Below are 23,135 nucleotides of genomic sequence, written 5' to 3' on the forward strand. Positions count from 1 at the left end.
CTCGCTAGGTGAGCAACTGGCGACAGATGTCGACGAAATTGTCGGTCCAGCCCGTCAGCAGACCGAGCAGGACCAGCCACACCAGCAACAGAAAATGCCAGTAGATGGTACAAAGCTCGACGCTCAGGCGCATCTGCGTCATCGGCGCACCGCGCCACAGCTTTACGGTCGCCCTGCCGAGCGCTACCAGGCCGCCGGTCACGTGCAGCCCATGGAGCGCGGTGATCAGATAGAAGAAGGAATTGGCCGGATTCGACGCCATGACATAGCCGGCGATGTTGAGCTGCTGCCACACCACGAGCTGCCCGATCAGGAACATCACGGCCGATGCACCGCCGACCAACAGGCCCGCGATCAGGCCGTCATGGTCGTCGTGGCGAGCGGCCGTCAGCGCCCATTGTAGCGCCACGCTGCTGATGACGAGGACGCCGGTGTTGAACCACACCAGCCTCGGCAGCGGCAGCTCGCGCCAGTCCACCATGGTGGTGCGCATCGAATAGGCGCTAATCAGGAGCGCGAACAGCGAGCCGACCACCGCGAGGAAAACACCGAGGCCGATTTTCGCCGCCGGCACCGAAGAGCCGCGCTCGCCGCGAAGATCGACGGCAATGCCCTGCTCCAGCCACGGCTTGGCGGCCAGCCGTTGCTGCGAGAGCCACCACCCCGCGATCGCTGCAATCGTAGCAATGAACAGGACGATGGCACTCACGGATGGGCTCCCTGGGCCAGCACCTTGGCCGGCGGTTCGTTCTGCGGAATGAAGTCCTGCGCGGCGCCTGGTACGCTGTAGTCATACGCCCAGCGATAGACCACCGGGAGCTCCTTGCCCCAGTTGCCGTGCCCGGGCGGGGTCTCCGGCGTCTGCCACTCCAGTGAGGTGGCGCCCCAGGGATTGCCGCCCGCCTCTTTTCCTTTGAACAGGCTCCAGACCAGATTGAACAGGAAGACGAGCTGAGCGAAGCCGACAATCAGCGCCGCCACGCTCATGAACGCATTGAGGTCATGGGCGGATGCCGGGACGAAGGTGGTCTCGCCGATGTCGTGATAGCGGCGCGGCATCCCGAGCAGGCCGAGATAGTGCATCGGGAAGAACACCGCATAGGCCCCGATGAACGTCACCCAGAAGTGGAAGCGTCCGAGCGCGTCATTGAGCATCCGCCCGGTGACCTTCGGATACCAATGATAAATTCCGCCGAACACGGCCATGATCGGCGCAATCCCCATCACCATGTGGAAATGCGCGACGACGAACATGGTATCCGAAAGCGGGACATCCACGACAACGTTGCCGAGGAAGAGGCCCGTGAGCCCGCCGTTCACGAACGTGACGATGAAGCCGAGCGCGAACAGCATCGGGACGGTGAGATGAATGTCGCCGCGCCACAGGGTCAGCACCCAGTTGTAGACCTTGATGGCGGTCGGGATGGCGATGATGAGCGTCGTGGTGGCGAAGAAGAACCCGAAATGCGGGTGCATGCCGCTCACATACATGTGGTGCGCCCATACGATGAAACTGAGCGCGCCGATTCCGACGATGGCCCAGACCATCATGCGATAGCCGAAAATGTTCTTTCGCGCGTGGGTGCTGATCAGATCGGAAACGATGCCGAAGGCCGGAAGCGCGACGATGTAGACCTCAGGATGGCCGAAGAACCAGAACAGGTGCTGGAATAGGATCGGGCTGCCGCCGCCGTATTTCATCTGCTGGCCCATCTCGACGAGTGCGGGCATGAAGAAGCTGGTTCCCAGCAAGCGGTCGAACAGCATCATGACGGAGGCGACGAACAGCGCCGGGAAAGCCAGCAATGCCATCACCGTGGCTGTGAAAATGCCCCACACCGTCAGGGGCAAACGCATCAACGTCATGCCGCGTGTGCGCGCCTGCAGCACGGTCACCACGTAGTTCAGCCCGCCCATAGTGAAGCCGATGATGAACAGGATCAGCGACGCCAGCATCAGAACGATGCCCCAATCCTGCCCGGGGGTGCCGGAAAGGATCGCCTGCGGCGGGTACAGCGTCCAGCCGGCGCCGGTCGGCCCGCCTGGCACGAAGAAGGTCGACGCCAGCACCAACACTGCGAGCAGGTAGACCCAGTAGCTCAGCATGTTCACATAGGGGAACACCATGTCCCGGGCGCCGACCATCAGCGGGATAAGGTAGTTGCCGAAGCCGCCCAGAAACAATGCCGTGAGCAGGTAGATCACCATGATCATGCCGTGCATGGTGATGAACTGGAGATATTGATTTGCATCGATAAAAGAGAATGTGCCGGGAAATCCCAATTGCAGCCGCATCAGCCATGACAGCACGAGGGCCACCAATCCAATTGCCATCGCCGTCAGCGAGTACTGGATGGCGATGACTTTGGCGTCTTGCGAAAAGACGTACCTCGTCCACCAGCTGTGCGGATGATAGAGCTCGACCTCAGCGACTTCGGCGGGCGGAATGCCTGCGACCTGATCAAACGGGATATCGACCATCGGAATACCCTCCTTGGTCTTCCGCTCAGCGACGAGTTCACTTCATATCCGGCAGAACATCCGGCCGATCCTCGTCGGCATGTTCATTCACTGCCAGTCTTGTACGCGGCCTTCGCGACGTTGCGCTGGCCGGACAAGGCGGCGAACGTGTGCTGCTTGTCCAGCCACGCGTGATATTCCTTCTCTTCTTCCACGACGACCTTGCTGCGCATCTGTGCGTGCGCGGCACCGCAAAGCTCCGCGCAGAGGACGTCGAAGGTTCCGGTGCGGGTCGGCGTGAGCCAGTAGTAGGTCACCGAGCCAGGGATCATATCCATCTTCGCCCGGAACTCGGGCACGTAGAAATCATGCAGGACGTCGATCGAGCGGAGCAGCACCTTCACCGGCTTCCCGACCGGCAGATGCAGATCCTCGTTTTGCACGACGATGTCGTCCTGCCCGTTCGGATCATTGGGATTCAACCCGAGTGGATTGTCGGAGCTGATCAGGCGCGCATCTGACGTGCCGAGCCGGCCGTCCTTTCCCGGAAGCCGATAACTCCACATCCACTGTTGTCCAACGACCTCGACGTCGGTCGCGTCGGCGGGAACGGTGACGAACTGGTGCCAAACCACCAGGCCGGGAGCCAACATGGCTCCAACGCCGATCGCGGTCGCTATGGTGAGCCACCATTCGAGCTTTTTGTTTTCGGGATTGTAGGCCGCCTGCCTTCCTTCCTTGTGATGGAAGCGGAAGACGCAATAGGCCATGAACGCGATGACCGCGAAGAAAACCGCTCCGGTGATCCAGAAGGTTATGCTGATGGTGTCGTCAATGTAACGCCAGTTGGTGGCGATCGGCGTCCACCACCACGGGCTGTAGATGTGAAACAGCACCGAGCCGACCGCGACCAGGAGCAGTAAGATCGCTACAACCATCCCTCATTCCTCCTTGCCATTGAAGGCTGCGGAGACGAACGAAAGGGCGGAGCTCACGTCAGAGGGATGGTCTCACGTTCACCATCACCGTGGCTTTTGCCTCGCCCATTCTGCCGGTCGCGATGCTGGGACATGACAAAAACTCAACGTCACGGCCGCAACCTCATCGGAGCTGGGGGCGTCAAGCATCAACATGGTACCCATCGAGCCAGACGTCAATAGAGGAGTAATGCCCGCCGCTGTCGGGCACGTGTTGGCGGGAATGCATTGGATGCCGCGAACACTGATCGGTCCTCCCCTATCGCATGGTGCATCGCAAGATCTCGTTTGTGCATCTGCACAATTCTCCCGACCGCATTCGTCACCTTGCTTCTGCCGCGCATCGGACTAGTTTTACTGGACCGGTTGCGACCGATGTCGTCCGGCAAGCTCCTTCTGGTTGAATTTGATTTGCCGGACTCAGTCGCGATTTTCGCGCATGAGGCGGATGTGCGTGTATTGATGGCGCTCCGTTCCCCTGCGGCCACAAGCAAGGAGACCGGAGCCATGACCACGGTGTTCGCACGACCCAAACTGCAATTGTTTGGCGTCTCTACCGCCTTCGTCGTTCGCAAGATCAGCCTTTCCGACCTCGGCGAGGCGCTGCGCCTCGGCTGGGAAGACTTCAAGGCCATGCCAAGTCACGCGGTAGTCGTGTGCGTGATTTATCCCGTGCTCGGTATTGCCCTGTTCAGGATGGTCCTTGGCTATTCGGTACTGCCGCTGCTGTTTCCGTTCGCCGCCGGCTTCGCCCTGATCGGTCCTTTCGCCGGCCTCGGCCTCTACGAACTGAGCCGCCGACGCGAACGCGGAGAGGAGCCGGGAGCCTGGGATGCAATGCAGGTGCTGCGCGCGCCGTCGTTCGGCGCCATGTTCGAACTTGGCGTTCTCCTGCTCGTTCTGTTCGGGGTCTGGATCGCCACCGCGGACGCGATCTACATCATGACGTTCGGCTATGCGCCTGCTGCGAGCATCCCTGATTTCGCAAAGCGCGTGTTGACGACGCCCGAAGGCTGGTCGCTCATCATCGTCGGATGCGGCGTCGGCTTCCTTTTCGCCCTGGTTGCCCTGTGCGTCAGCGTCGTCTCATTTCCACTGATGCTCGACCGACATGCGACCGCGATCGATGCGATCCGCACCTCGATACGGGCCGTGATGATGAATCCAATTGAGATGGCCGCGTGGGGATTGATCGTTGCGGTATTGCTGGCGGTGGGCTCACTGCCATTCTTCGTCGGTCTCTGCGTCGTTCTGCCGGTGCTTGGTCATGCGACCTGGCATCTTTACAGGAAGGTGGTCGAGCCCGACCGGAATCCTCCGCAAGAAGAGCCCCGCCCGCCGATCGGTCACCGCTACGCGGCGGATTTCCCGGCCAATCTCTTCCCGTGGAGCCGTGAGCGCTAAGCGGTTTCGCGCGAATCATGTCGCGAGAATGCGGGTGCATGGCACCAATGCCGCAACAATTCAGCGTCGTCCCGGCCCAGTGCGCAATTGCGCACGGGGGGCCGGGACGACGAATGTGGATGTCGGCCGTGCCACACAATCGATGTCGTCCTGGCTTTCGCCAGGACGACGAGAATATTTGCCCCGGGCATCCCAACAAACTCACTGTCGTCCCTGCGAAAGCAGGGACCCATAATCACAAATGTTGATTGTTGCGCGACGTTGGGACGACGAGTCCCGATCACAACACGAGCCGCGGCGCATGAGTCCCGGCTTTCGCAGGGACGACGGCTGCGGGCGTGGCGCGGGTGACTTTATCCGAACTGCCACGCCCCCTCACTTCATCAGCGCCTCGACCTCGCTGCGGAACGCCTGCCGCGATCCGTCGCGCGAGTAGAACATGTGGCCGCCGGGATAGACCGCGAGCCTGGTGCGGCTCGGGCCCGCGAAGGCCGGCAACTGATCGAGGATGATCTTCGAGGCGAAGTACGGCGTGGCGAGATCGAACAGGCCGTGGCCGACCAGGAGTTTCAGGTTGGGGTCGAGCGCCAGCGCCTGGCGAAGCTGCGTCACCAACTCCGCCGGACTGATGCCGTGACCGAACTCCCAGGCCTTGTTCACGCTTTCGCTGAGCAGGTGATAGGAGCCGTCCGGCCGCCAGTTCAGCTTGCGCGTGGTGAGGTCGACGGCGGCACTGGTCAAGGGCGCCATCAGCGGATCGCCGGACGGATCGTTGAAACGGAAATAGCTGGAGTCCGGATAGGGATCGAAGCCACGCACGGAGGCGTCGTAGCGCCCCGTCACCTTGCCGTTCTTGCGGTCGAACTCGCGGCGGAATTCGCCGACGTCGAAGCGGCCGGCGAGCCTGCGGCTCACCGCCTGGTCGATGCCGGTGAGTACGGCGACCTTGTCGGCCAGGCGATTGGTGGCTTCCTTGTCCGCCTCGCCCTTGACGAGGTCGGTCAGGAATTCGCCGCGCGCGTAAGCCTCGACGTCGGCGAGATCCTCGCGCGTCACCGGCCCCTTCGTCTGTCGCGCCACCGCCGCCATGGTCGGCAGGCTTGCGACATATTGCAGGAGGCTGGAGCCGGTATATTCGCGGAAATCGAGCACCGGCGAGATCAGCACCAGGCCGCGGACGCCGACGCCCTGCTGCATTTGCAGATTGCGCACGACCTTCGGGCCGCGAATGCCGCCATAGCTTTCGCCGGCGACGTATTTCGGCGAGGTCAGCCGATCATGTTTCTCCAGCCAGCGGCGGATCACGAGCGCGATCGAATTGGCGTCACCGTCGACGGAGTAGAAGCGCTTGCGCGCCTCCTCCGACGTCGTGACGAAGCGGCTGTAGCCGGTGCCGACCGGATCGATGAAGACAAGATCGGTGAAATCGAGCCAGGTGTCGGCATTGGCCTGCAGCTCGGGCGCGGCCGAGGACACCGCGCCGTCGAACGGCAGCCGCCACGGCCCGACATTGCCGAATTGCAGCCAGGCCGACGCGGAGCCCGGACCGCCGTTGAACAGGAAGGTCACCGGCCGGTTCGCCTTCTCGGCGCCGTCGAGCTGGTAGGACGTATAGGCGATGTCGGCGAGCGGCTCGCCCTTGTCGTCGAACACGCGGATCGAACCCGCGGTCGCGCTGAAGTTCAGCGTGCGGGAAGGCAGCGCGACCGATTGCTTGGTCGTGGAGTCCGGCGGCAGGCGGTGCTGTTCGGCGGCAGCCGCATTGGCAGCAGTGCCGGCGCCGGCCTCGCCTCCGCGCCCTGCCCGCCCCTTCTGGCCGCTCGGGTTCTGACCACCTGGGTTCTGGCCGCTTGGGTTCTGGCCGCCTGGGGTCTGCGCGCTCGGCGACGGCGATGGCTGCGGGACGTCATCGTCGGCTCGCGCCGCGGTCGCAAGGCAGGCCACCAGCAACGCCGCGGCGAGCCGTGTCGCAAGACTGTTAGCCATATCGTTCACTCCCTGCGCCCCGATTTACGCAATCCAGCAGCAAACTGCGCTAGTTTGGCGGCGCCGGCGTGGCATGCGGTCCGTTCCCGGACCATCTCGACAAGGCCGCCCGGGATGTATAGACGAGCGCGGCGTGTTCCGTGCCAAACGAGTTCGTGAGCGAATGGCCAGCTCCAAGCGGTATGACAAGATCGCCTTCGTCGCCAGCGCGAGCGTGGAAGCGCAGTCGGCGCTCGAGCAGCTGACGGAAATGTACGGCAACCATCTACCCGCGGATGCCGACGTCGTCGTCGCGCTCGGCGGCGACGGGTTGATGCTCCAGACGCTGCACCAGAACATGCACACGGGAAAGCCGATCTACGGCATGCACCGCGGCACGGTCGGCTTCCTGATGAACGAGTACTCGACGCACGATCTGCGCACCCGGCTTGCCGCCGCGCGGGAGTCGCTGATCAACCCGCTCCTGATGCGCGCGACCGACATGCATGACCGGGTGCATCTGCACCACGCCATCAACGAGGTCGCCCTGTTCCGGCAGACCTACCAGGCGGCGCGCCTGAGGATCCTGATCGACGAGCGCGAGCGCATGTCCGAGCTGATCGCCGACGGCATCATGGTGGCGACGCCGGCGGGCTCCACCGCCTATAATCTCTCCGCCCAGGGACCGATCCTGCCGATCAACGCCGCGCTGCTGGCACTGACACCGATCAGCGCCTTCCGCCCGCGCCGCTGGCGCGGCGCGCTGCTGCCCAACACGGCCTATGTCGTGATCGAGGTGCTGGAGGGCGAGAAGCGTCCCGTAGCGGCGGTCGCCGACCACGACGAGGTCCGCGACGTCCGCCGCGTCGAGGTGCTCTCCGACAGGACCATCTCGATGCGGATGCTGTTCGATCCAGGACACAGCCTCGAAGAACGTATCCTGCGCGAGCAGTTCGGCTACTGACGGCGCCTGCCCCTGCCCGGCAACCAATCATTAACCCCGGACGGGATATGGTTAACGTCGGGTAATACCGCATTGGCCCGGTATGCCCTATCAGGGCCGGACCATGTTTCGCATCGACTTCAACAAGCTTCGCTTCCTCGTCTGCGACGACAATCCGCACATGCGCCGCATCCTGCGGACGCTGCTGCATTCCTTCGGCGCGCGCGAGGTCTATGAAGCCGAGGACGGCGCCACGGCCCTCGAAATGTACAGCCATTACGTGCCCGACATCGTCATCACCGACTGGGCCATGCCGATCTTCGACGGGCTCGAGCTTGCGCAGATGATCCGGCAGCCCGAATCGAAGGGCAACCCCTACGCACCGATCATCATGCTGACCGGCCATTCCGAGAAGCGTCGCGTCACGGTCGCGCGCGATGCCGGCGTCACCGAATTCCTGGCCAAGCCGATCTCGGCCAAGGGCCTCTATCAGCGCATCCTCAACGTGGTCGCCAATCCCCGCCCCTTCATCAAGACCAAGACCTATTTCGGGCCGGACCGGCGCCGCAACACCAACTCCGCCTATATGGGCCCCGAGCGCCGCGTCGGCGAAAAGCACGAGGTGCTGCAGCAGCCCTCGCTGCTCGACAAGGCCCGCTCGTCCATCTAGGACATCGCCATGGCGAAAGACAAACCCGGGACGATCGAGGTCAAGAGTTTCGGCACGCACCACGTCATCACGCAACCCAATCCGCTGCGCAAGATGCTGCTGCGCGTCCCCGAGAGCGATCTCGACGATCCGGTCGGCCGCGCCGAACAAGCGCTCGCGAGCCTCTCCGGTGAGTTCAAGGACTGGATGGCGATCGAAGCCGACCGCCTCTCCGCCGCACACGCCACCGTGCTGCGCGAGGGCTTCAGCGACAAGACGCGCGACGAGCTGTTCCACGCCGCACACGACATCAAGGGCGATGCGGCGACGTTCGGCTTTCCTTCGGCAGCGGGAATCGCGGAGAGCCTGTGCCGCGTCATCGAGCACGCGCCTGATCTCGGCGCCGTGCCGCCGCAGCTGATTGCGCACCACATCAACGCCGTGCAGGCGATCGTGCGCAACCGCACCAAGCTCGACACCGCGGTCGTCGCCGGCGTGCTGAGCAAGCAGCTCCGCGGCATCGCCGATGAATTCCTGACCCACGCCAACCGCGACCGTCCCGAGCACCTCGAGGCGATCCTCGCTCCGAGCATCGTGCCAGGCGAATAGCTGCGCGGCCGGCTGCTCGCACTGCGGCAGCCACTCAAGCATCCATCAATGGGAAGGAAACGCGGCCTTCAGGCCGCGATGAGATCGTCGTCGTAGGGCAGCACCGCGATCGCGTCTTCCGCGGCGATCTCCTCGCAGAACATCCGCGCGTCCTCGCGGGCCGATTCCGTCGCGAAGCGGCGCAGCAGGATCAGAAGCGGCTCGGCCGCCGAATGATCGGTCTCGCAATGCGTCAGCACCCGCTCCACCATGCGGCGATGCAGCCGCGCCGCGCCGTCACCGCTGTCGACATAGCCGACCTCGTGGCTGGCCTCGAGCGCGACGCGGAACGCGGCGTAGGTGGATTCAGGCAGGCCGGCGCGGCGCAGCAGCGCCTGCAGGCCGTTGCCGCCGCGGTCGTTCAACAGTGCGGAGACGCGGCCATATGGCAGCCCGGACAGTTCGGCGAGCGCCGCCCCGAACAGATCGAGATTGCCCGACAGCAGCGCGCGCAGGATCAGCCCGGCCGTCAATTGCCCGGTGGCGCGCAGATGCGTGATCAGGTTCTGCATGTCGTCGCCGAAGGCGCGCGCGGCGATGTTCACCGTGGAGCGTTCCCTGGCCTCGCCGGCGATCCGGTCGGCCCGTTCGCTGCCGAGCCAGTTTCGCGCAACGACGAATTGCGCCAGCGTCTGCGAGAGCTTTGCCACCAGCGCCGCGCGCGTTGCGGCCGGCAGATCCTCCAGCACCAGCATCGCCTCGCGGATCGCGGCGAGATGGCCGTGGCGCTCGACGATGCGGTCCCAGGAGAACGGGGCGAGCTCGGCGTGGGGATTCTCGATCAGCTCCAATGCGGCGGCCGCCGAGCCGACCTCGGCAATCGCGGCGGCGACGGAGGCCGGCAGATTGATGCGGCGCGCGATCGCGCATTGCACCTCCTCGTTGCCGGTCGCGACGATGTCGACGAGGTCGGCGTCGATCAGCAGCGGGGAATGTTCGAGCACCGGCAGCGCGACGGTCGGCTGATCCGTTGACAGCGCCCGCACGATTGCGGCCGGCGCCTCGGCGCTGCGGGCAAAGGCCTCGGCCATCGCCTGCCGCACCAGGGGAGAGGGATCGTCGAGCAGCATCAGAAGCGCGCCTTCGGCGGCGATGCGGTCGTCTGCAGAAAGGTCTGAGATCAGCCAGGCCCGCGCCAGCGCCCGTGTCGCCTCTGCTCGCTCACCTGCTGGAGCGGTCCTAATCCAACTAATAAACTGCCGAACGATCATGGTCCTTCCGGCTTACGCAACGAAACGGCATCGACATACGACGCCACTGCAAGGAAAAATAAACCATGACGCTTAACAAAGCGTTCACCATAAACGTTTGGGATTATTGACGTTTCGTTAAAGCCGTAACGACGCGCGGCTTCGCGCGCGCAGCAAGGCAGCGCTAGCCGTTGCTGTAGGTGCCGCTCGGATCGCTGAACAGGTCAAGCAGCCCGGGCGCGCGGACCTTCGGCGTCGCCGACGCGGTCAGCGAAGCGGAATTGCCCCACAGCTCCTGCACCGCCGGCGAGATCGGCTCCGAGCGGTCGCCGGCCTGATAGAGCGAGCGGAAGGTCGGCGCCGGCTGCGCCGATGCCACAGCCGAGGTCGCAGCGACGGGCGCGGCCGACCGGGAGTCCGGGAAGGTCGAGAGATAGGACGCGGTATCCATGGTCAGCGCCGTGGTCGGCGCGGCGCTTGCGATCGCGTAAGGCGACATGGCGTCGCCGCCCGCCGCCGCGAAGGCGGTGCGCGTGTCCTTGGAGTTTGCGGCCGCGGCGTACCGCGTGGTCAGCACCGAATAGACCTGACTGACGCTGCGCGCGCTGCCCGACCTGTCGTAGAAGATCGACTGGTTGGCGGCCGCCGCCTTCGGAAACATCGCGGCCGCATTGGCGCTCGGGCTGTCCTCGGCGCTCGAGATCAGCCTGGCCGCGCCGCCGACGCCCATGAAATGCGCCATGTAGAGCTCGCTGTCGGACGGCCTGCGGCCGAGCAGGCCGGTGAGCTTGAAGCTGTTCGACTGCGTCAGCGCCGCCGCCATCGAGGACGCCGCGTCTGGATCGTCGCGCAGCTTCATGACCGCAGCGCGCGCCGAGGGATCGCTGACCGAATAGCTGCCGTCGGAATTCCTGGTGATGGCGTCGGCATACTGGCCATAGCCGAGCTGGCTTCCGGCCTCCTTGACGGTGCCGAGCCAGGTCTGGTCGATGAATTGATAAAGTCCATGCGCCGACGAGGTCGTGGCGCCGGCCCGCGGATTGAAATTGGATTCCATCTTCGCGGTCGTGAGCAGGTATTCGAAGCTCGTGCCGGTGGTCGCGGCCGCCTGCTTGATCGAGCTCGCGACCTTCAGGCGCGAGGAATCGACACCTGCCGAAGCCGTCGCGTTGAAGAGGTCGACCGCCATCTGTCCGGGTGCCTTGCCGGGCGCCGGCAATCGGCACCCATGTCCCGTCAAGGTGCCGTAATTATGGTTAATGGCGCGTTAATAGCGTCGGTTCAGGGCTGGGCCTCGTAGTAATGCGCGACCTGGTCGATCTCGTCGGCCGTCATCTGGCGCGCGATGTTGCGCATCTGCTGGCTGATGTCATTGCGGCGGGCTCCGGATGCAAAGGCCTCGAGCTGTGCCTTGATGTAGACCGCCGACTGGCCGCCGAGCCAGGGGCTTCCCGCCTTGTTGTCGACATCGCCGTGGCAGGAGCCGCAAGGCGCGATGTTGCGCATCGGGGCGCCCGTCACCACGATCACCGGCGCGGGACGCCCGGTATCCAGATTGTTCGAAGGCACCCGCGGCAGATAGGCGTAATAGGCCGCAACGTCCTTCATGTCCTGATCGCTCATCGCCGCGGCGAACGGGCTCATCACCACGCTGACCCGCGCGCCGGTCTTGAAGTCGTTCAGTTCCTTGTAGGTCACCGCGGCAAACTGCCCGGCGAGGTTCGGTGAATGGGCGTCGCTGACGCCCTGCGGTCCATGGCAGATCGCGCAGCGCTGCGCCAGCGTCGCGCCCCGCCCGATCGAGACCTGATTCACCTTGGTCAGCATTTCCGACGTCATGACGACATTGGACGTCTTGAAATCCGGCTTGATGCCGGTCTCCTGCACGGCGGCACGCGGAACGCCGGCCGCGCTGCAGATGGCATCCCAGACCCCAGCAAGCTTCAAATTGGGTTGCGCCAGCGGCAACCAGATCAGGCCTGCGACGGCCGACAACACGGCGATCGCGGCCGTGATGCCGACGCTGGCGCCGAACCACGGATTGCGCAGCGAGAACAGCGGCTGGTCGCTCATCGGCCTGCTCCGACATAGACCGCGGGCACGCTGGTCTCGTTCAGCGCCATCAGCTGCGCGATCGGGAAACCATAGTTCACCACGGTGAGACCGACCATCAATGCGAGCCACAGGCCGAATGAGTTGAGCGCGACCGGAATTCGCTCGGGCATGTGCAACGGCACCGCGAAGCGGTACGCACCCGCCTCGCCTCGCGCGCCGAACTGCCCGCGGATCAGCACCAGCAGGAACAGCAGGCCCGACAGAAGCAGGATGAAGCCGCCGATTGCCGACATCGTGACCGACAGGGCCTGCGGCGAGATCGCCGGGTTGGCATAGTCATAATAAGCCATGCGGCGCGGCATGCCCAGAATGCCGACCCAGTGCCACGGGAACGTGGTGACCATCATGCCGACGAACCACAGCCAGAGCTGGGTGCGGATCAGCCGGAGATCGATCAGCTCGCGGCCGGTCAGATGCGGCCACAGATCATAGGCGATCGCGAAATACATGATCACGATGGCGCCGCCGAAGATCAGGTGGAAATGGCCGGTGATCCACTGCGTGTTGTGGATGGACGCATCGAGCTGATAGCTCATGTTGATGAGGCCCCCGGCGCCGCCAAAACCGAGCATGACCAGCGACAGCGCCGTCGCCAGCATGATCGGATTGGACCACGGCAGCGCGCCGATCCAGCCGAAGGCGCCGCGGCCGCCACGCAGGCGGCTGGCAATCTCCGCCGACGCGCAGATCGTGAACACCGTGAGCAGCGTCGGCAGCGCGACGAGGCCGGTGAACACCGAATGGATGAACTTGAAGCCGGCGCCGACTTGCGGGTCGGCAAAGGTGTGGTGCATGCCGATCGGCATCGCCACCACCAGGAACAGGATGAAGGAGATCCGCGCCATGGTGTCGGAATAGACGCGGCCGCCGATCGCGCGCGGCACGATGGTGTAATAAGCGATGTAGGTCGGCATCAGCCAGAAATAGACGATGGCGTGCAGAGTCCAGGAGAAGAACACGCGGGCGAGGCCGGCATCGATCGTGCTCTTCAGCCCAAGCGCCACGGGCAGGATCTGGAACAGGATCTCCAGCGCCGCGCCGACCGCGGTCCAGCCCCAGAGCAAAGAGCCCGCGACGTTGGCGTACATCGCAAGCGGCACCGGCTTGCCCGGGTTCTCGCGCTTCCAGATCACGAAATTGGTCACCATCAGCGCGACCCAGAACCAGGAGCCGACCACGACCAGCACGACGCCGAGATAGTAGAAGACGTTGCCGATCAGCGGCGGATAGAAGGTGTAGAGCACCGAGGCGAGCCCGAGCGACACCGGGATCATCGCGACGACGGCACCGACGGCGACCAGGAAGAAGCCCACCCAGGCCCAGCGCCGTCCAACCAGCTCTTTCTCGAGTGAGGCTTCGGTGATCGCGTAGCCGAATCCCATCGCAATCAGTGTCGGGAATACGTATCCCATCGCCGAGCCATGGGCGGTAACCGAGCGATAATAGAACTCCGGATTGAAATGCCAGGCGTTCATCGGGCTGCGGATGAACATCTGCCAGGCGCCGAGCGCGAGCGCGATGCCGAACACGGCAAAGGCCAGCCAGAAATGGGCCGCGATCAGCCGCTTGTTAATCAACACAGGTCAGCCTCCGCTTCGCTGCCGCCATGTCACGGAACGCAGCCTTGTCGATCACCTTGACCTTGCCCCACATGCCCTCGTGGCCGAAACTGCAAAATTCCTGGCAGGGCATCACGTGATCGCCCGGCGCCTTGAAGCGCACCGGCAGGTCGGTGACGTAACCCGGCACGAGCATCGTGTTGACGTTGGTGCCCTGGATCAGGATGCCGTGCACGACATCGGCGCTGGTGGCGCGGAGCGTGATCGGCGTGTCCGCGGGCACAAGGATGCAGGCTGGCGTGAAGGAATATTGCTGGCCGATCGCACGCACGGTCACCGATCCGTCGGCCTGCATTTCGCTGCCGAGATTGCTCTCGACGAATTCGCCCGACAGATGCAGCGTCTTGGGATCGGCGGTTTCGACCCGGCCCTGCGGCATCGTCGCCTGATGGATGCCGATATAGGTCGCCATGCCGACCAGGACGCCGACAATGACGATCGACAGCGTCGCCCAGCGCCGCTCGATCCGTGCGGCAACGGCCTCGCCGAGGCTGTGATCGGTCTCGCTCGCCATCAGGGAACGCTCCGCGGCAGGAAGACCAGCAGATAGAAGGCAAACCACAACCCGACCACGACCGCCGTCGCAATACCCGCGACCGCGACCGCGCCGCCCGGACCGGCGCGCACAATGGTCTCGACATCATCGTCTTCCGAGCCCGATGCCGGCGGTTGCGGCGAAGACGAGTTGATCATGATCGCACCCCTAGTTCAGCGTTGCTGCCCGCAGTTCGTTGGCCTGCCGCGCCGACACCGGCTCGCCGCGATTGCCCCAGGCCGTTCGAATGTAGGTCACGACAGCCGCGACCTCGTCATCCGACAGCTTCTGCGCGAACGGCGGCATGCCGTGGGGCATCGGATTGCCCGACGTCCCCGGCGGATACCCGCCATTGAGCACCATCCGGATCGGGTTCACCGCGGAGACCATCTGGATCGACTGATTGCCGGCAAGCGGCGGATAATCCGGCGGCATGCCCTGCCCGGTCGCGCCATGACAGCTTGCGCAGTCGCGGTCATAGATCGACTTGCCAAAGGACAGCAGCAGGCTGCTCTCGGCCGACGGCAGCGAAGTCGACGCCTTCTCCGGAGGACCGCCCTGCGCAAGGCCCTTCAGGTAGACCGCCATCGCGCGCGCATCATCATCATTGAGAAATTGCAGGCTGTTGTAGACGACCTCGGCCATCGGCCCGTACACGGCGCCCTTGGCGGACACGCCCTTGCGCAGATAGTCGACGATCTCCTCGATCGTCCAGTCGCCGAGCCCGGTCTCCTTGTTGGAGGTGAGCGATGGCGCGTACCAGTTCTGCATCGGGATCAGGCCGCCCTTGAAGGCTTCCGATTGCGAGGTGCCGCCGAGCGCGTTGATCGGGGTGTGACACATCCCGCAATGACCCAGCCCCTCGACCAGATAGTTACCTCTGTTCCACTCTGCCGACTTCGTTGGATCAGGCTTGAACTCGCCTTCCCTGAAGAACAGCGTGCGCCAGCCGAGGATCAGCGAGCGGTTGTTGAACGGGAATGTCAGGTCGTGCGGCTTGTTGAGCTGCCTGACCGGCGGTACCGTGCGCAAATAGGCGTAGATCGCGTCGCTGTCCTCGCGCGTCACCTTGGTGTAGGACGCGAACGGCATCGCCGGATAGACCAGGCCGCCATCGGGAAAGCGGCCGTTATGCATCATCTGGTAGAACTGATCGGAGGTCCACGTGCCGATCCCGGTCTGCGGGTCGGGCGTGATGTTCGACGTGTAGAGCGTGCCGAATGGCGTCTTCATCGGGAGGCCGCCGGCGAAGGTCTTGCCTTCGCGCGCGGTGTGGCAGGCGATGCAATCGCCGGCGCGTGCGAGATACTCGCCCTTGGCGAGGACGGCCGGATCGGCCGCCTTCTGCTGCGCCGAAGCCCCAATTGGCGACAATGCCAGCATCAATCCGACAAGCAGTCCTGTTAAGGTTCGCGACATCGGCACGATCCCTTCAATGCGGTTCGCTGCCGCATTCGAGCGGCATCGGAAGACTGCCTCGCGGCGCGAAGGATGGATCCGCCGGCGCCGGACGCGAGGACAGGTAGGCTGCCACCGCCTTCACGTCGTCCTCCGTCAGCAGGCTCGCGACGATCTGCATGCAATCGGGAGCGAACGCGGTCCGCGTGCCGTAGCGCCAGCCACCGAGCTGGCCGCTGATATAGGCCGCGCGCAGGCCAAGTAGGCCGGGAATGCCGGGCTCCATGCCGCCCAATGTGGGACCATGGCAGGCTGAACAGGGCGGAATGCCGTGCTGCGGATCGCCGTTCTTCACGATCGTCTCGCCGCGCGCCAAAATCTCCTTGCTGTCGACCGGCGGGACCGGCGGCGGAAATGCCGGCCTGAGCGAGGCGAAATATTCGGCGATCTTCTTCAGGTAATCGTCGGTCTGAAACTCCAGCAGGTAGTTCATCGGCGGATATTTCCGCCGTCCATCCCGGAATGCGATGAGCTGGTTGTAGAGATAGCCGGCCGGCTTGCCGGCAAGCCGCGGGAAATAGACGTCGCTGGTGCCTTCGCCTTCGGCGCCGTGACACGGCGCACAGGCAAGGACGCGCGCGGCCATAGTATCGGGCGCACGCTCGGTCGTTTGCGATTGCGCCGCGCCGATCGGCCACACAGCCCAGGCAAAAAATCCAAGAAGCGGTATCAGGCGACGCGCCACAGTTCACCCCCAGTGACGACCATGCGCAACGGCTTGCGCATGGCGTAACAAGGGCCACGAAGTACACGACTTGGCCGCGCTGTACTTGATTCAGATCAATGATCTATTTGCGATAGACCTGCGCCGGATCGAACAGCTTCTCGGCGTCGACAAAGGACAGGCTGACATTGCCACCCTCGTCCTTCACCGCGCGATAGAAGCAAGACCGGCGCCCGGTATGGCAGGCCGCGCCGACCTGCTCGACGCGGATCCAGACCGCGTCCTGGTCGCAATCGGTGCGCATCTCGACCACGCGCTGGGTCTGACCTGAGGTCTCACCTTTTCGCCACAAGGCATTGCGCGAGCGGCTGAAGTACCAGGCATCGCCGGTCGCGATCGTCTTGCGCAGCGCCTCCTCGTTCATGTGCGCGACCATGAGCACGTCGCCGGTGGCGACGTCGGTCGCGACGCAGGTCACGAGGCCGGCCGCGTCGAATTTGGGCTGGAAGGCCAGCCCCTCCTCGCGGTCGTGATCGTGGGTCGCTGCGGACACGGAAAACCTCGCTCGGGAAAATGCGAGGTTACCGGTTCGGTCCTCGCACCAGGGACAGGAAACGGGCCTGCTCCGCCGGATTGTCGCGGAACATGCCGGTGAAGCGGCTGGTGAAGGTGGAGGCACCATGCTTGGCGACGCCACGCACCGACATGCAGGTATGCTCGGCCTCGATCAGCACCGCGACGCCGCGCGGCTTGAGGATCTCGTCGATGGCCGCTGCGATCTGCGCGGTCAGGTGCTCCTGGGTCTGGAGCCTGCGGGCGAAGATGTCGGTCAGGCGCGCAAGCTTGGACAGGCCGACGACACGTTCCACCGGCGTATAGGCGATGTGCGCCTTGCCGTAGAACGGCATCATGTGATGCTCGCACTGCGAGGTGAATTCGATATCGCGCACCAGGACGAAATCGTCATAGCCGGCGGTCTCGCCAAAGGTCCGGTCGAGCACCTCGGCCGGGCACTGGTGGTAGCCCTGATAGAGTTCATCGAAAGCTTCGACGACACGGCGCGGCGTGTCGAGCAGGCCCTCCCGCTCGGTGTTCTCGCCGATATAGGCGAGCAACGTCTTCACCGCGGCTTCCGCCTCGGCGCGTGCCGGGCGCGGCTGGTCAGCGCGAACGGCGGCCGTCATGAATTCTGAGGGGTCGAGCTCGCCAGGCTTGGCGTCGGCCGGCTTGCTGGGGCGAATCGATTTGATCAAGGCGTCCATGTCTTCTCCGTTCGACCGGCCCTCGGATTTGACCTTGGTCCGGATGTGTCACCGGGCAGACGGGGCGGATGGTTCGACCGCCGGACGCCTGAGTCCCACAATTGTAGCACCGCCGCGGCGGAGGTGGGCCGCGGTGGCTGCATGGCCGGGCTATGTTTCCGGCGTTGCCGTCCATATATAGGACGGTGCAACCCAGCCGCCAAGAGCGCCCGGCACGGCCGGAACCAGGCATCTGTCCACATGCTGAACGACATCTACAACAAGCGGATCATCGAACTGGCCGGGAATATTCCGCGCCTCGGGCGGCTGTCGGACCCCGACGCCTCCGCCACTGCCCACTCCAAACTGTGCGGATCGACCGTGAAGGTCGACCTCAAGATGGACGGTCCCGTGGTGACGGACTTCGCCCATGACGTGAAGGCTTGTGCGCTCGGCCAGGCCTCCTCCTCGATCATGGCGAGCCGGGTGGTGGGCTCGACCGCGGACGAGCTGCGCGAATTGCGCGAGACTGTCCGCAAGATGCTGAAGGAAAATGGCCAGCCCCCGCAGGACGGCAAATGGGCCGATATCGCGCTGCTCGAGCCGGTCCGCGACTACAAGGCACGCCATGCCTCGACGCTTCTGACCTTCGATGCCGTGGTCGATGCCATCGGCCAGATCGAAGCCAAGGCCTCGCAGCCGGCGTAGGATTCCACCTCGAGGTCCCCGATGCGCAATTGCGCATCAGAGGTCCGCTTACGCATCCACGAACGAGACGAAGCTTACTGCGCGGGCTGGACCGGCGCCAGCGCCGGCGCTGCGCTGCCACCGGTCGGCACCACGGCCTCGGCGGTCTTGGTCGCCCTCGCCGCCTGCGACGCCTCGCCCTCCATCGCGCTGCTCACGAAGCGATCGTTGTTCTTCGGCTTCGCCTCGGCGACGGGAATTGCGTTGTCCTTGGTGTTGTCCTGCCGTGGCAGCACGTCGGCAACCGCCTCGGTGGTGATGAGATTGGTCAGCCGCAATTCCGCCGCCGACAATTCGTGCAGGTCTTCCCATGGCGGCACGCTCAGCGAGAGCGCCAGCAGATCCCCCGCGCCGCCCATATCGAAGGTGTACTTGGCAAGACGGCCGATATCGCGCTCGACGATCATCAGGTCCTGCGCGGTGTAGCTCGCGGCCTTGGCGTCGTCAGCGCGATCGCCCATCCAGATCTGATGCACACGGACATGGGCGGCCGGCGGAACATAGCGCGTCTTGCCCGACAACAGCAGGAACACGCACATCGACTCGCAATAGGCATCCGGCAGAACGCTCGCGCGGCCGCTCTGCGCGGCCTGATTGACGACGCTGGTGCCGACCGTGGTCAGCACGCCGAGACCGCGGAAGCGGCGGCCGAGCGCGATCGCGTCGTTGACCGAGCCGCCGCTCGAATCGAGCACGACGGTCGCGCCGCCGAGCTGACGTCCGCGCGAAAACTCTTCGAATTCCCTGGGCGTGTCGGCGGTGATGATGCCGACCGCGCTGACCCAGCCGCGGCAGTTCGGCTCGCAGGCGACCCAGCTGAACTTCATCGGCAGCTTGCGCTCTTCGAGGGTCGAATTGGCCTGCGCGGAACCGCCCGCCATGGCGGCGGTGCCGGAAACCGCGAAGCAAAGAGCAACGGCGCCGGTAAGCGCCCAACTGCGCAACGAGAGCGACTTGACGAGCCTCAATTTGGTTCCTTCCCCCAAGCCCTTGGTGATGCGAGCGGTGGCAATGGCCCCATGGCAATGCGCCACGATTCTGTCAGCGGCGCGTGATGGGAACGGTAGCGTTGCTGACCCGGACCGTCCATAGAGCCCTTGCTGCAGCGCCATCGGTGCTGTGCAATAATAACGAACTGTGGCGTAAATATCTGCAACAAAACAGTTCCTTGGCTTGGAACCCCCGCAAGACTACGTACATACTTGCGTATGCCGCCGACAGACCATTCAACAACACACCATCCACGATGCATGGACTGTGCCAGCACCATGCGCCGCTTGCCGCGCAACCTCGGCCGCGCCCTGATCTGGATCTACCGGCACACGCTGTCGCCGCTGGTCGGCTACAACTGCCGGCATCTGCCGACCTGCTCCATCTATGGCGACGAGGCGATCGAACGCTTCGGCCTGTGGGGCGGCGGCTGGATGACGCTGGCAAGGCTGCTGCGCTGCCAGCCCTGGGGCACATCCGGGATCGATAATGTCCCGCTGACGAAGCCGCCCGGGGCACGCTGGTACCTGCCCTGGCGCTATGGCCGCTGGCGCGGCGTCAACGAAGGCTGACGCGGCGTCAACGACAATTGATCGATTGCTGCGGCACGTCCAAGCGCGGCGCGCATTGCTGCCCGGCGGAACTGTGGCGATAGTTGGCGCATTGTTTCATTGCCCCCTTTGGGGAGGAAACAACAATGCGCTGGAAAATCAGCCCCAACGGTCATGATCCCCGGCAGATCGACTTGCTGGCCGTGCTTGCCTTGCTCGTCGTGATCGTCGCCGCCTACGGCTACTTCACCCACAATCCGAACAAGCCGAGCACGACGGCGTTCATCGTGCCCAGTCAAAGCGTGAGGTGGTGACGCGCAGTCGAGTTCCCGGATGTTCCTCGCGCGGATCGTTGCTTGGGATGCTCTCGCGAACACAAGCGTGAAAGCCAACCGTTCACTCGGCCGCGGCGGTGGCGGCCGTCCGTCGCGGCCGCGTGATGACCACGACCGCAAGCGCCGCCGCGACGAAGGCCGTGGCCACGTAGCCCGCGCTGTGCAGCCATTCGCGGGCGAACAGCAAGCCACCGATCGCGGAGCCGATGGCCTGGCCGATATACAGCACCGAGGTATTGAGCGAGACCGACGCTGAAGCGAGCGCCGGTGCCGCACCGACCAGGCGTACCTGCTGCATCGAATTGGTCGATGCAAAGCCGAGGCCCCACACCGCGACGGAGGCGGCCATCAGGGCGTAGGCGCCGGCGCTCAGCGCCCAGCCGGCGACGCCTGCGAGCAGCAGCACGGTGAACAGGACCGAGGTCTTCCAGGCGCCCCAGGAATCCACCACGCGCGTTGCGATCACGATGCCGACGAACCCGAAGATGCCGTAGAGCGCGAACACGATCCCGACGGCGTCCGCATTGGCGCCGGTCAGTTTGGCGAGCAGCGGCCCCATGAAGGTGAACACCACGAACTGGCCGGACATCTGCAGCGTCGTGATCGACAGCAGCAGAATGACCATCGGATTGCGGCCGAGATCGACCCAGGTTCGGAAATCAACCGGCGCGCCGTGCAATCCGCCTGGCAGCCGCCACCACAGCAGTAGGGAGCTGACGAGCCCGGTCAGCGCGATCGCGCCATAGGCCGAGCGCCAGCCATAGCGGCTGGCGATGAAGGTGATCAGCGGCAGGCCGACGGCGGCCGCCAACGACCAGCCAAGGAAAATGTATGCAATGGTGCTGCCGCGCCGTTCCGCCGGCACGATCAGCGCTGCCGTGCCGGCGGCCTGCGGCGTGTAGAGCGCGCCGACCGCGAGCATCACGAGGCGAATGACGAGGAGGCTGGCGTAGTTCGGCACGAAGGCAGAAGCAGCATTGGTCAGGGTCAGCACCAGCAGCGTCGCCGTCAGCAAGGCCCGCCGCTCGGTCCGGCTGGTCAACCACGCCGTCACCGGCGAGCCCACGCACAGCACGATCGCGCCGAAGGTGATCAGGAGACCCGCGGTGTGGATCGTGACGCCTAGTCCGTCGGACAACTCCGGCAGCATGCCCGCCGGCGCCAGCACCGAGCAGCCGGTGACGAGATTGCCGAGCATCAATGCGGTGGGAGCGAAGCGTTTCACGCCGCGTTGTTAGCAGACGCCGAGATCGATGCAACTGCATCTAAATGCATGGCACCTGATCGAACGGCGCCTCTTGCGCTCATGGCGACGGCGATGCCGCCGGCACCGCACTGACGCTCGGCGACACGGCGGCCGGCAACGGGCTCGCAGGCTTCGGACCAGCGGTCGCCGCCGGGCATGATGCCAGAAGCTGCGTCCAGCCCCGCTCCAGCCCGGTGGTGCCGATATCGAATGTCGCAAGGCCGGACTTGGTGTCAGACTTGACGTCAGACTTGGCGTCAAGCTTGGCGTCAAGCTTGGCGTCGGCTGCCGGCGGGCTTTCGCCGATCTGCAGATGCGGGGCCGCGAGCATCGCCTTGACGGTGTCCGAGGTCACCGCCTCGCTCCAGACCTCGTATTTGCCGAACCGCGCCGACCGGCCGAATGCGACGGTTCTGGTCGCGCCGGCCATCATCACCACCGTGCCCTTGCCGGCTGCCCCCTCCTCGAACTCGCGCACGAACATCAGCCGCCCGCGATCCTTGCTCTCGCAGAACAGCCGCCACTCCATCATGCGGAACGCGCTGCCGTCGGCTCTTTTCTGCTGCACGATCTTGCGAACATAGGGCCGTGTCTCCTTCTCCACCGCCCAAAGGGTTTCCGGCAGCGGCCGCGTATCGATGCCGAAATCGATAGAGCTCCGGCCGCGTCAGCACGTGCAGGTCCTCGAACTTCACGGACTTGATGAGGTCGCTGAGCTCATGGCTGATGCCCATCGCCGCGAGGAATACATTGCGGTCGCGATCGGCGCTCACCATCTCGCGCCGCCTGAAGTCCGCGACGACCTGCGCAGGCGGATGCCCGTGGACGACGAACATCAGCTTGGAGTTATGCACCGCGAGCACCGAATCGGGCGCCACTTCGCGGCTGGTCGCGCCCAGGAACAGATAGGCGCAGGCCGAGACGCACATCGCGTTGCGCGTGGTGAGTTCGGCCTCGACCTCTCCCTTGGCGGCCTTGATCTTCAGGCAGGCGGCGTCGATCTGCGTGCCGGTGGAACAGGCCGGCACGATGGTACGGCCGACCCGGGCGATTGCCTTGTGCGCGCGCAGGAACCGCGCGATCCCATAGGACTGCTCGACGTTTCCGCCCGGCGAATGAAGGTAGATCGGAAGCTGCCTGTCCTTGTTGGCAAACAGGAAGGTGCGAATCCGCTGCGCGGCTTCCCGATCGATCTCGCCTTCGATCGCGATCCAGCGATCGCAGCCGGCGCCGCAGGCGTTCGCCGGCCCATGGGCGAGATAGATGGTCAGCTTTTTCGCAAATCCGGCCTTCTGGACCGGTGTTTCTTCCGCCCGCAACACGCCCGGGATCAGAAGCAACGCCACGAAAAACAGGAGACGGGAAAACATGAACCTTGCGGATCGCGCGATGGCGGAA

General features: G+C 64.6%; 24 protein-coding genes and 1 pseudogene. 7 read left to right on the forward strand and 18 right to left on the reverse strand.

Annotated features, from left to right (window positions below):
* Nucleotides 1-4 precede the first annotated feature (4 nt).
* The 3 genes from RX327_RS24720 to coxB form a co-directional block, all read right to left on the reverse strand.
* Nucleotides 5-709, reverse strand: coding sequence for a cytochrome c oxidase subunit 3 (locus RX327_RS24720; RefSeq protein ID WP_050384758.1), 705 nt, complete (start codon nucleotides 707-709; stop codon nucleotides 5-7).
* Entirely contained in the window at nucleotides 706-2,481 is a 1,776-nt protein-coding gene (gene ctaD / locus RX327_RS24725) for a cytochrome c oxidase subunit I (RefSeq protein WP_317247388.1), read from the reverse strand. The genes RX327_RS24720 and ctaD overlap by 4 nt, the downstream gene beginning before the upstream one ends.
* Nucleotides 2,482-2,564: 83 nt before the next feature.
* Entirely contained in the window at nucleotides 2,565-3,398 is an 834-nt protein-coding gene (coxB, locus tag RX327_RS24730; RefSeq protein WP_317247389.1) for a cytochrome c oxidase subunit II, read from the reverse strand.
* 546 nt (nucleotides 3,399-3,944) lie between these two features.
* Here coxB and RX327_RS24735 point away from each other — a divergent pair.
* Nucleotides 3,945-4,841: a DUF2189 domain-containing protein gene (locus RX327_RS24735; protein WP_317247390.1), complete on the forward strand. Its 897-nt coding sequence runs from the start codon at nucleotides 3,945-3,947 to the stop codon at nucleotides 4,839-4,841.
* 375 nt (nucleotides 4,842-5,216) lie between these two features.
* Here RX327_RS24735 and RX327_RS24740 read toward each other — a convergent pair whose 3' ends face one another.
* On the reverse strand, nucleotides 5,217-6,827 hold the full coding sequence (locus tag RX327_RS24740) for a S10 family serine carboxypeptidase-like protein (RefSeq protein WP_317247391.1): 1,611 nt from the start codon (nucleotides 6,825-6,827) through the stop codon (nucleotides 5,217-5,219).
* A 163-nt stretch (nucleotides 6,828-6,990) separates the two neighbouring features.
* On the opposite strand from RX327_RS24740, the gene RX327_RS24745 reads away from it, so the two are divergent.
* The 3 genes from RX327_RS24745 (at nucleotide 6,991) to RX327_RS24755 (ending at nucleotide 9,007) form a co-directional block, all read left to right on the forward strand.
* Nucleotides 6,991-7,770 carry an NAD kinase gene (locus RX327_RS24745; protein ID WP_317247392.1) on the forward strand — a complete coding sequence of 260 codons (780 nt, stop codon included), beginning with the start codon at nucleotides 6,991-6,993 and terminating at the stop codon, nucleotides 7,768-7,770.
* A 103-nt stretch (nucleotides 7,771-7,873) separates the two neighbouring features.
* Nucleotides 7,874-8,419, forward strand: a complete 546-nt coding sequence (locus RX327_RS24750) for a response regulator (protein ID WP_008549760.1) — start codon at nucleotides 7,874-7,876, stop codon at nucleotides 8,417-8,419.
* A 9-nt stretch (nucleotides 8,420-8,428) separates the two neighbouring features.
* On the forward strand, nucleotides 8,429-9,007 hold the full coding sequence (locus tag RX327_RS24755; RefSeq protein WP_317247393.1) for an Hpt domain-containing protein: 579 nt from the start codon (nucleotides 8,429-8,431) through the stop codon (nucleotides 9,005-9,007).
* Nucleotides 9,008-9,075: 68 nt separating this feature from the next.
* Here RX327_RS24755 and RX327_RS24760 read toward each other — a convergent pair whose 3' ends face one another.
* From RX327_RS24760 to folE, 10 genes are all read right to left on the reverse strand, one after another.
* Nucleotides 9,076-10,257, reverse strand: a complete 1,182-nt coding sequence (locus RX327_RS24760) for a DUF2336 domain-containing protein (RefSeq protein ID WP_317247394.1) — start codon at nucleotides 10,255-10,257, stop codon at nucleotides 9,076-9,078.
* A 163-nt stretch (nucleotides 10,258-10,420) separates the two neighbouring features.
* Complete coding sequence (locus tag RX327_RS24765) at nucleotides 10,421-11,425, reverse strand: transglycosylase SLT domain-containing protein (protein WP_317247395.1); 1,005 nt, start codon at nucleotides 11,423-11,425, stop codon at nucleotides 10,421-10,423.
* 92 nt (nucleotides 11,426-11,517) lie between these two features.
* On the reverse strand, nucleotides 11,518-12,309 hold the full coding sequence (locus tag RX327_RS24770) for a c-type cytochrome (RefSeq protein WP_028336169.1): 792 nt from the start codon (nucleotides 12,307-12,309) through the stop codon (nucleotides 11,518-11,520).
* Complete coding sequence (locus RX327_RS24775) at nucleotides 12,306-13,931, reverse strand: cbb3-type cytochrome c oxidase subunit I (RefSeq protein WP_317247396.1); 1,626 nt, start codon at nucleotides 13,929-13,931, stop codon at nucleotides 12,306-12,308. Before RX327_RS24775 ends, RX327_RS24770 begins: the two co-directional genes overlap by 4 nt.
* Nucleotides 13,921-14,484, reverse strand: coding sequence for a cytochrome C oxidase subunit II (locus RX327_RS24780; RefSeq protein ID WP_317247397.1), 564 nt, complete (start codon nucleotides 14,482-14,484; stop codon nucleotides 13,921-13,923). The genes RX327_RS24775 and RX327_RS24780 overlap by 11 nt, the downstream gene beginning before the upstream one ends.
* Complete coding sequence (locus RX327_RS24785) at nucleotides 14,484-14,663, reverse strand: hypothetical protein (protein WP_016843914.1); 180 nt, start codon at nucleotides 14,661-14,663, stop codon at nucleotides 14,484-14,486. Before RX327_RS24785 ends, RX327_RS24780 begins: the two co-directional genes overlap by 1 nt.
* A gap of 10 nt (nucleotides 14,664-14,673) precedes the next feature.
* Nucleotides 14,674-15,924, reverse strand: a complete 1,251-nt coding sequence (locus RX327_RS24790) for a c-type cytochrome (RefSeq protein ID WP_410712077.1) — start codon at nucleotides 15,922-15,924, stop codon at nucleotides 14,674-14,676.
* A gap of 13 nt (nucleotides 15,925-15,937) precedes the next feature.
* Nucleotides 15,938-16,549: a c-type cytochrome gene (locus RX327_RS24795; protein WP_317247398.1), complete on the reverse strand. Its 612-nt coding sequence runs from the start codon at nucleotides 16,547-16,549 to the stop codon at nucleotides 15,938-15,940.
* Between the two features lie 202 nt (nucleotides 16,550-16,751).
* A complete protein-coding gene (gene hisI, locus RX327_RS24800) occupies nucleotides 16,752-17,180 on the reverse strand; it encodes a phosphoribosyl-AMP cyclohydrolase (RefSeq protein ID WP_317247399.1) in 429 nt (142 codons plus the stop codon).
* Nucleotides 17,181-17,208: 28 nt separating this feature from the next.
* Entirely contained in the window at nucleotides 17,209-17,889 is a 681-nt protein-coding gene (folE, locus tag RX327_RS24805; protein WP_317247400.1) for a GTP cyclohydrolase I FolE, read from the reverse strand.
* A 240-nt stretch (nucleotides 17,890-18,129) separates the two neighbouring features.
* On the opposite strand from folE, the gene RX327_RS24810 reads away from it, so the two are divergent.
* Entirely contained in the window at nucleotides 18,130-18,576 is a 447-nt protein-coding gene (locus RX327_RS24810; protein ID WP_317247401.1) for an iron-sulfur cluster assembly scaffold protein, read from the forward strand.
* Between the two features lie 74 nt (nucleotides 18,577-18,650).
* Here RX327_RS24810 and RX327_RS24815 read toward each other — a convergent pair whose 3' ends face one another.
* Nucleotides 18,651-19,583 (reverse strand): hypothetical protein, encoded by a 933-nt coding sequence (locus RX327_RS24815; protein WP_317247402.1) that lies wholly within the window; start codon nucleotides 19,581-19,583, stop codon nucleotides 18,651-18,653.
* A 282-nt stretch (nucleotides 19,584-19,865) separates the two neighbouring features.
* Between RX327_RS24815 and yidD the strand changes: the two genes are divergently transcribed.
* Nucleotides 19,866-20,177 carry a membrane protein insertion efficiency factor YidD gene (yidD, locus tag RX327_RS24820; protein ID WP_028336159.1) on the forward strand — a complete coding sequence of 104 codons (312 nt, stop codon included), beginning with the start codon at nucleotides 19,866-19,868 and terminating at the stop codon, nucleotides 20,175-20,177.
* 125 nt (nucleotides 20,178-20,302) lie between these two features.
* The gene (locus tag RX327_RS24825; protein ID WP_317247403.1) at nucleotides 20,303-20,470 is read left to right on the forward strand and encodes a hypothetical protein; all 168 of its coding nucleotides are present in this window, start codon (nucleotides 20,303-20,305) and stop codon (nucleotides 20,468-20,470) included.
* 82 nt (nucleotides 20,471-20,552) lie between these two features.
* On the opposite strand, the gene RX327_RS24830 is transcribed toward RX327_RS24825, so the two are convergent.
* The 3 genes and pseudogenes from RX327_RS24830 to RX327_RS24840 form a co-directional block, all read right to left on the reverse strand.
* Nucleotides 20,553-21,689 (reverse strand): MFS transporter, encoded by a 1,137-nt coding sequence (locus RX327_RS24830; RefSeq protein WP_317251315.1) that lies wholly within the window; start codon nucleotides 21,687-21,689, stop codon nucleotides 20,553-20,555.
* A gap of 106 nt (nucleotides 21,690-21,795) precedes the next feature.
* A complete protein-coding gene (locus RX327_RS24835; RefSeq protein ID WP_317251448.1) occupies nucleotides 21,796-22,341 on the reverse strand; it encodes a hypothetical protein in 546 nt (181 codons plus the stop codon).
* A gap of 445 nt (nucleotides 22,342-22,786) precedes the next feature.
* Nucleotides 22,787-23,107: pseudogene (locus RX327_RS24840) on the reverse strand (ATP-dependent Clp protease proteolytic subunit); the annotation flags it as partial.
* Between the last annotated feature and the right edge of the window lie 28 nt (nucleotides 23,108-23,135).

Origin of the sequence: Bradyrhizobium sp. BEA-2-5, assembly GCF_032918025.1 — a bacterium.
Classification (GTDB): Bacteria; Pseudomonadota; Alphaproteobacteria; order Rhizobiales; family Xanthobacteraceae; genus Bradyrhizobium; species Bradyrhizobium pachyrhizi.

Coding starts and splice junctions, on each gene's coding strand:
- ctaD (WP_317247388.1), bottom strand. CDS start 2,481: ATGGTCGATATCCCGTTTGATCAGGTCGCAGGCATTCCGCCCGCCGAA.
- coxB (WP_317247389.1), bottom strand. CDS start 3,398: ATGGTTGTAGCGATCTTACTGCTCCTGGTCGCGGTCGGCTCGGTGCTG.
- RX327_RS24735 (WP_317247390.1), top strand. CDS start 3,945: ATGACCACGGTGTTCGCACGACCCAAACTGCAATTGTTTGGCGTCTCT.
- RX327_RS24740 (WP_317247391.1), bottom strand. CDS start 6,827: ATGGCTAACAGTCTTGCGACACGGCTCGCCGCGGCGTTGCTGGTGGCC.
- RX327_RS24745 (WP_317247392.1), top strand. CDS start 6,991: ATGGCCAGCTCCAAGCGGTATGACAAGATCGCCTTCGTCGCCAGCGCG.
- RX327_RS24750 (WP_008549760.1), top strand. CDS start 7,874: ATGTTTCGCATCGACTTCAACAAGCTTCGCTTCCTCGTCTGCGACGAC.
- RX327_RS24755 (WP_317247393.1), top strand. CDS start 8,429: ATGGCGAAAGACAAACCCGGGACGATCGAGGTCAAGAGTTTCGGCACG.
- RX327_RS24760 (WP_317247394.1), bottom strand. CDS start 10,257: ATGATCGTTCGGCAGTTTATTAGTTGGATTAGGACCGCTCCAGCAGGT.
- RX327_RS24765 (WP_317247395.1), bottom strand. CDS start 11,425: ATGGCGGTCGACCTCTTCAACGCGACGGCTTCGGCAGGTGTCGATTCC.
- RX327_RS24770 (WP_028336169.1), bottom strand. CDS start 12,309: ATGAGCGACCAGCCGCTGTTCTCGCTGCGCAATCCGTGGTTCGGCGCC.
- RX327_RS24780 (WP_317247397.1), bottom strand. CDS start 14,484: ATGGCGAGCGAGACCGATCACAGCCTCGGCGAGGCCGTTGCCGCACGG.
- RX327_RS24785 (WP_016843914.1), bottom strand. CDS start 14,663: ATGATCAACTCGTCTTCGCCGCAACCGCCGGCATCGGGCTCGGAAGAC.
- RX327_RS24790 (WP_410712077.1), bottom strand. CDS start 15,924: ATGTCGCGAACCTTAACAGGACTGCTTGTCGGATTGATGCTGGCATTG.
- RX327_RS24795 (WP_317247398.1), bottom strand. CDS start 16,549: ATGGCCGCGCGCGTCCTTGCCTGTGCGCCGTGTCACGGCGCCGAAGGC.
- folE (WP_317247400.1), bottom strand. CDS start 17,889: ATGGACGCCTTGATCAAATCGATTCGCCCCAGCAAGCCGGCCGACGCC.
- RX327_RS24810 (WP_317247401.1), top strand. CDS start 18,130: ATGCTGAACGACATCTACAACAAGCGGATCATCGAACTGGCCGGGAAT.
- yidD (WP_028336159.1), top strand. CDS start 19,866: ATGGACTGTGCCAGCACCATGCGCCGCTTGCCGCGCAACCTCGGCCGC.
- RX327_RS24825 (WP_317247403.1), top strand. CDS start 20,303: ATGCGCTGGAAAATCAGCCCCAACGGTCATGATCCCCGGCAGATCGAC.
- RX327_RS24830 (WP_317251315.1), bottom strand. CDS start 21,689: ATGCTCGGCAATCTCGTCACCGGCTGCTCGGTGCTGGCGCCGGCGGGC.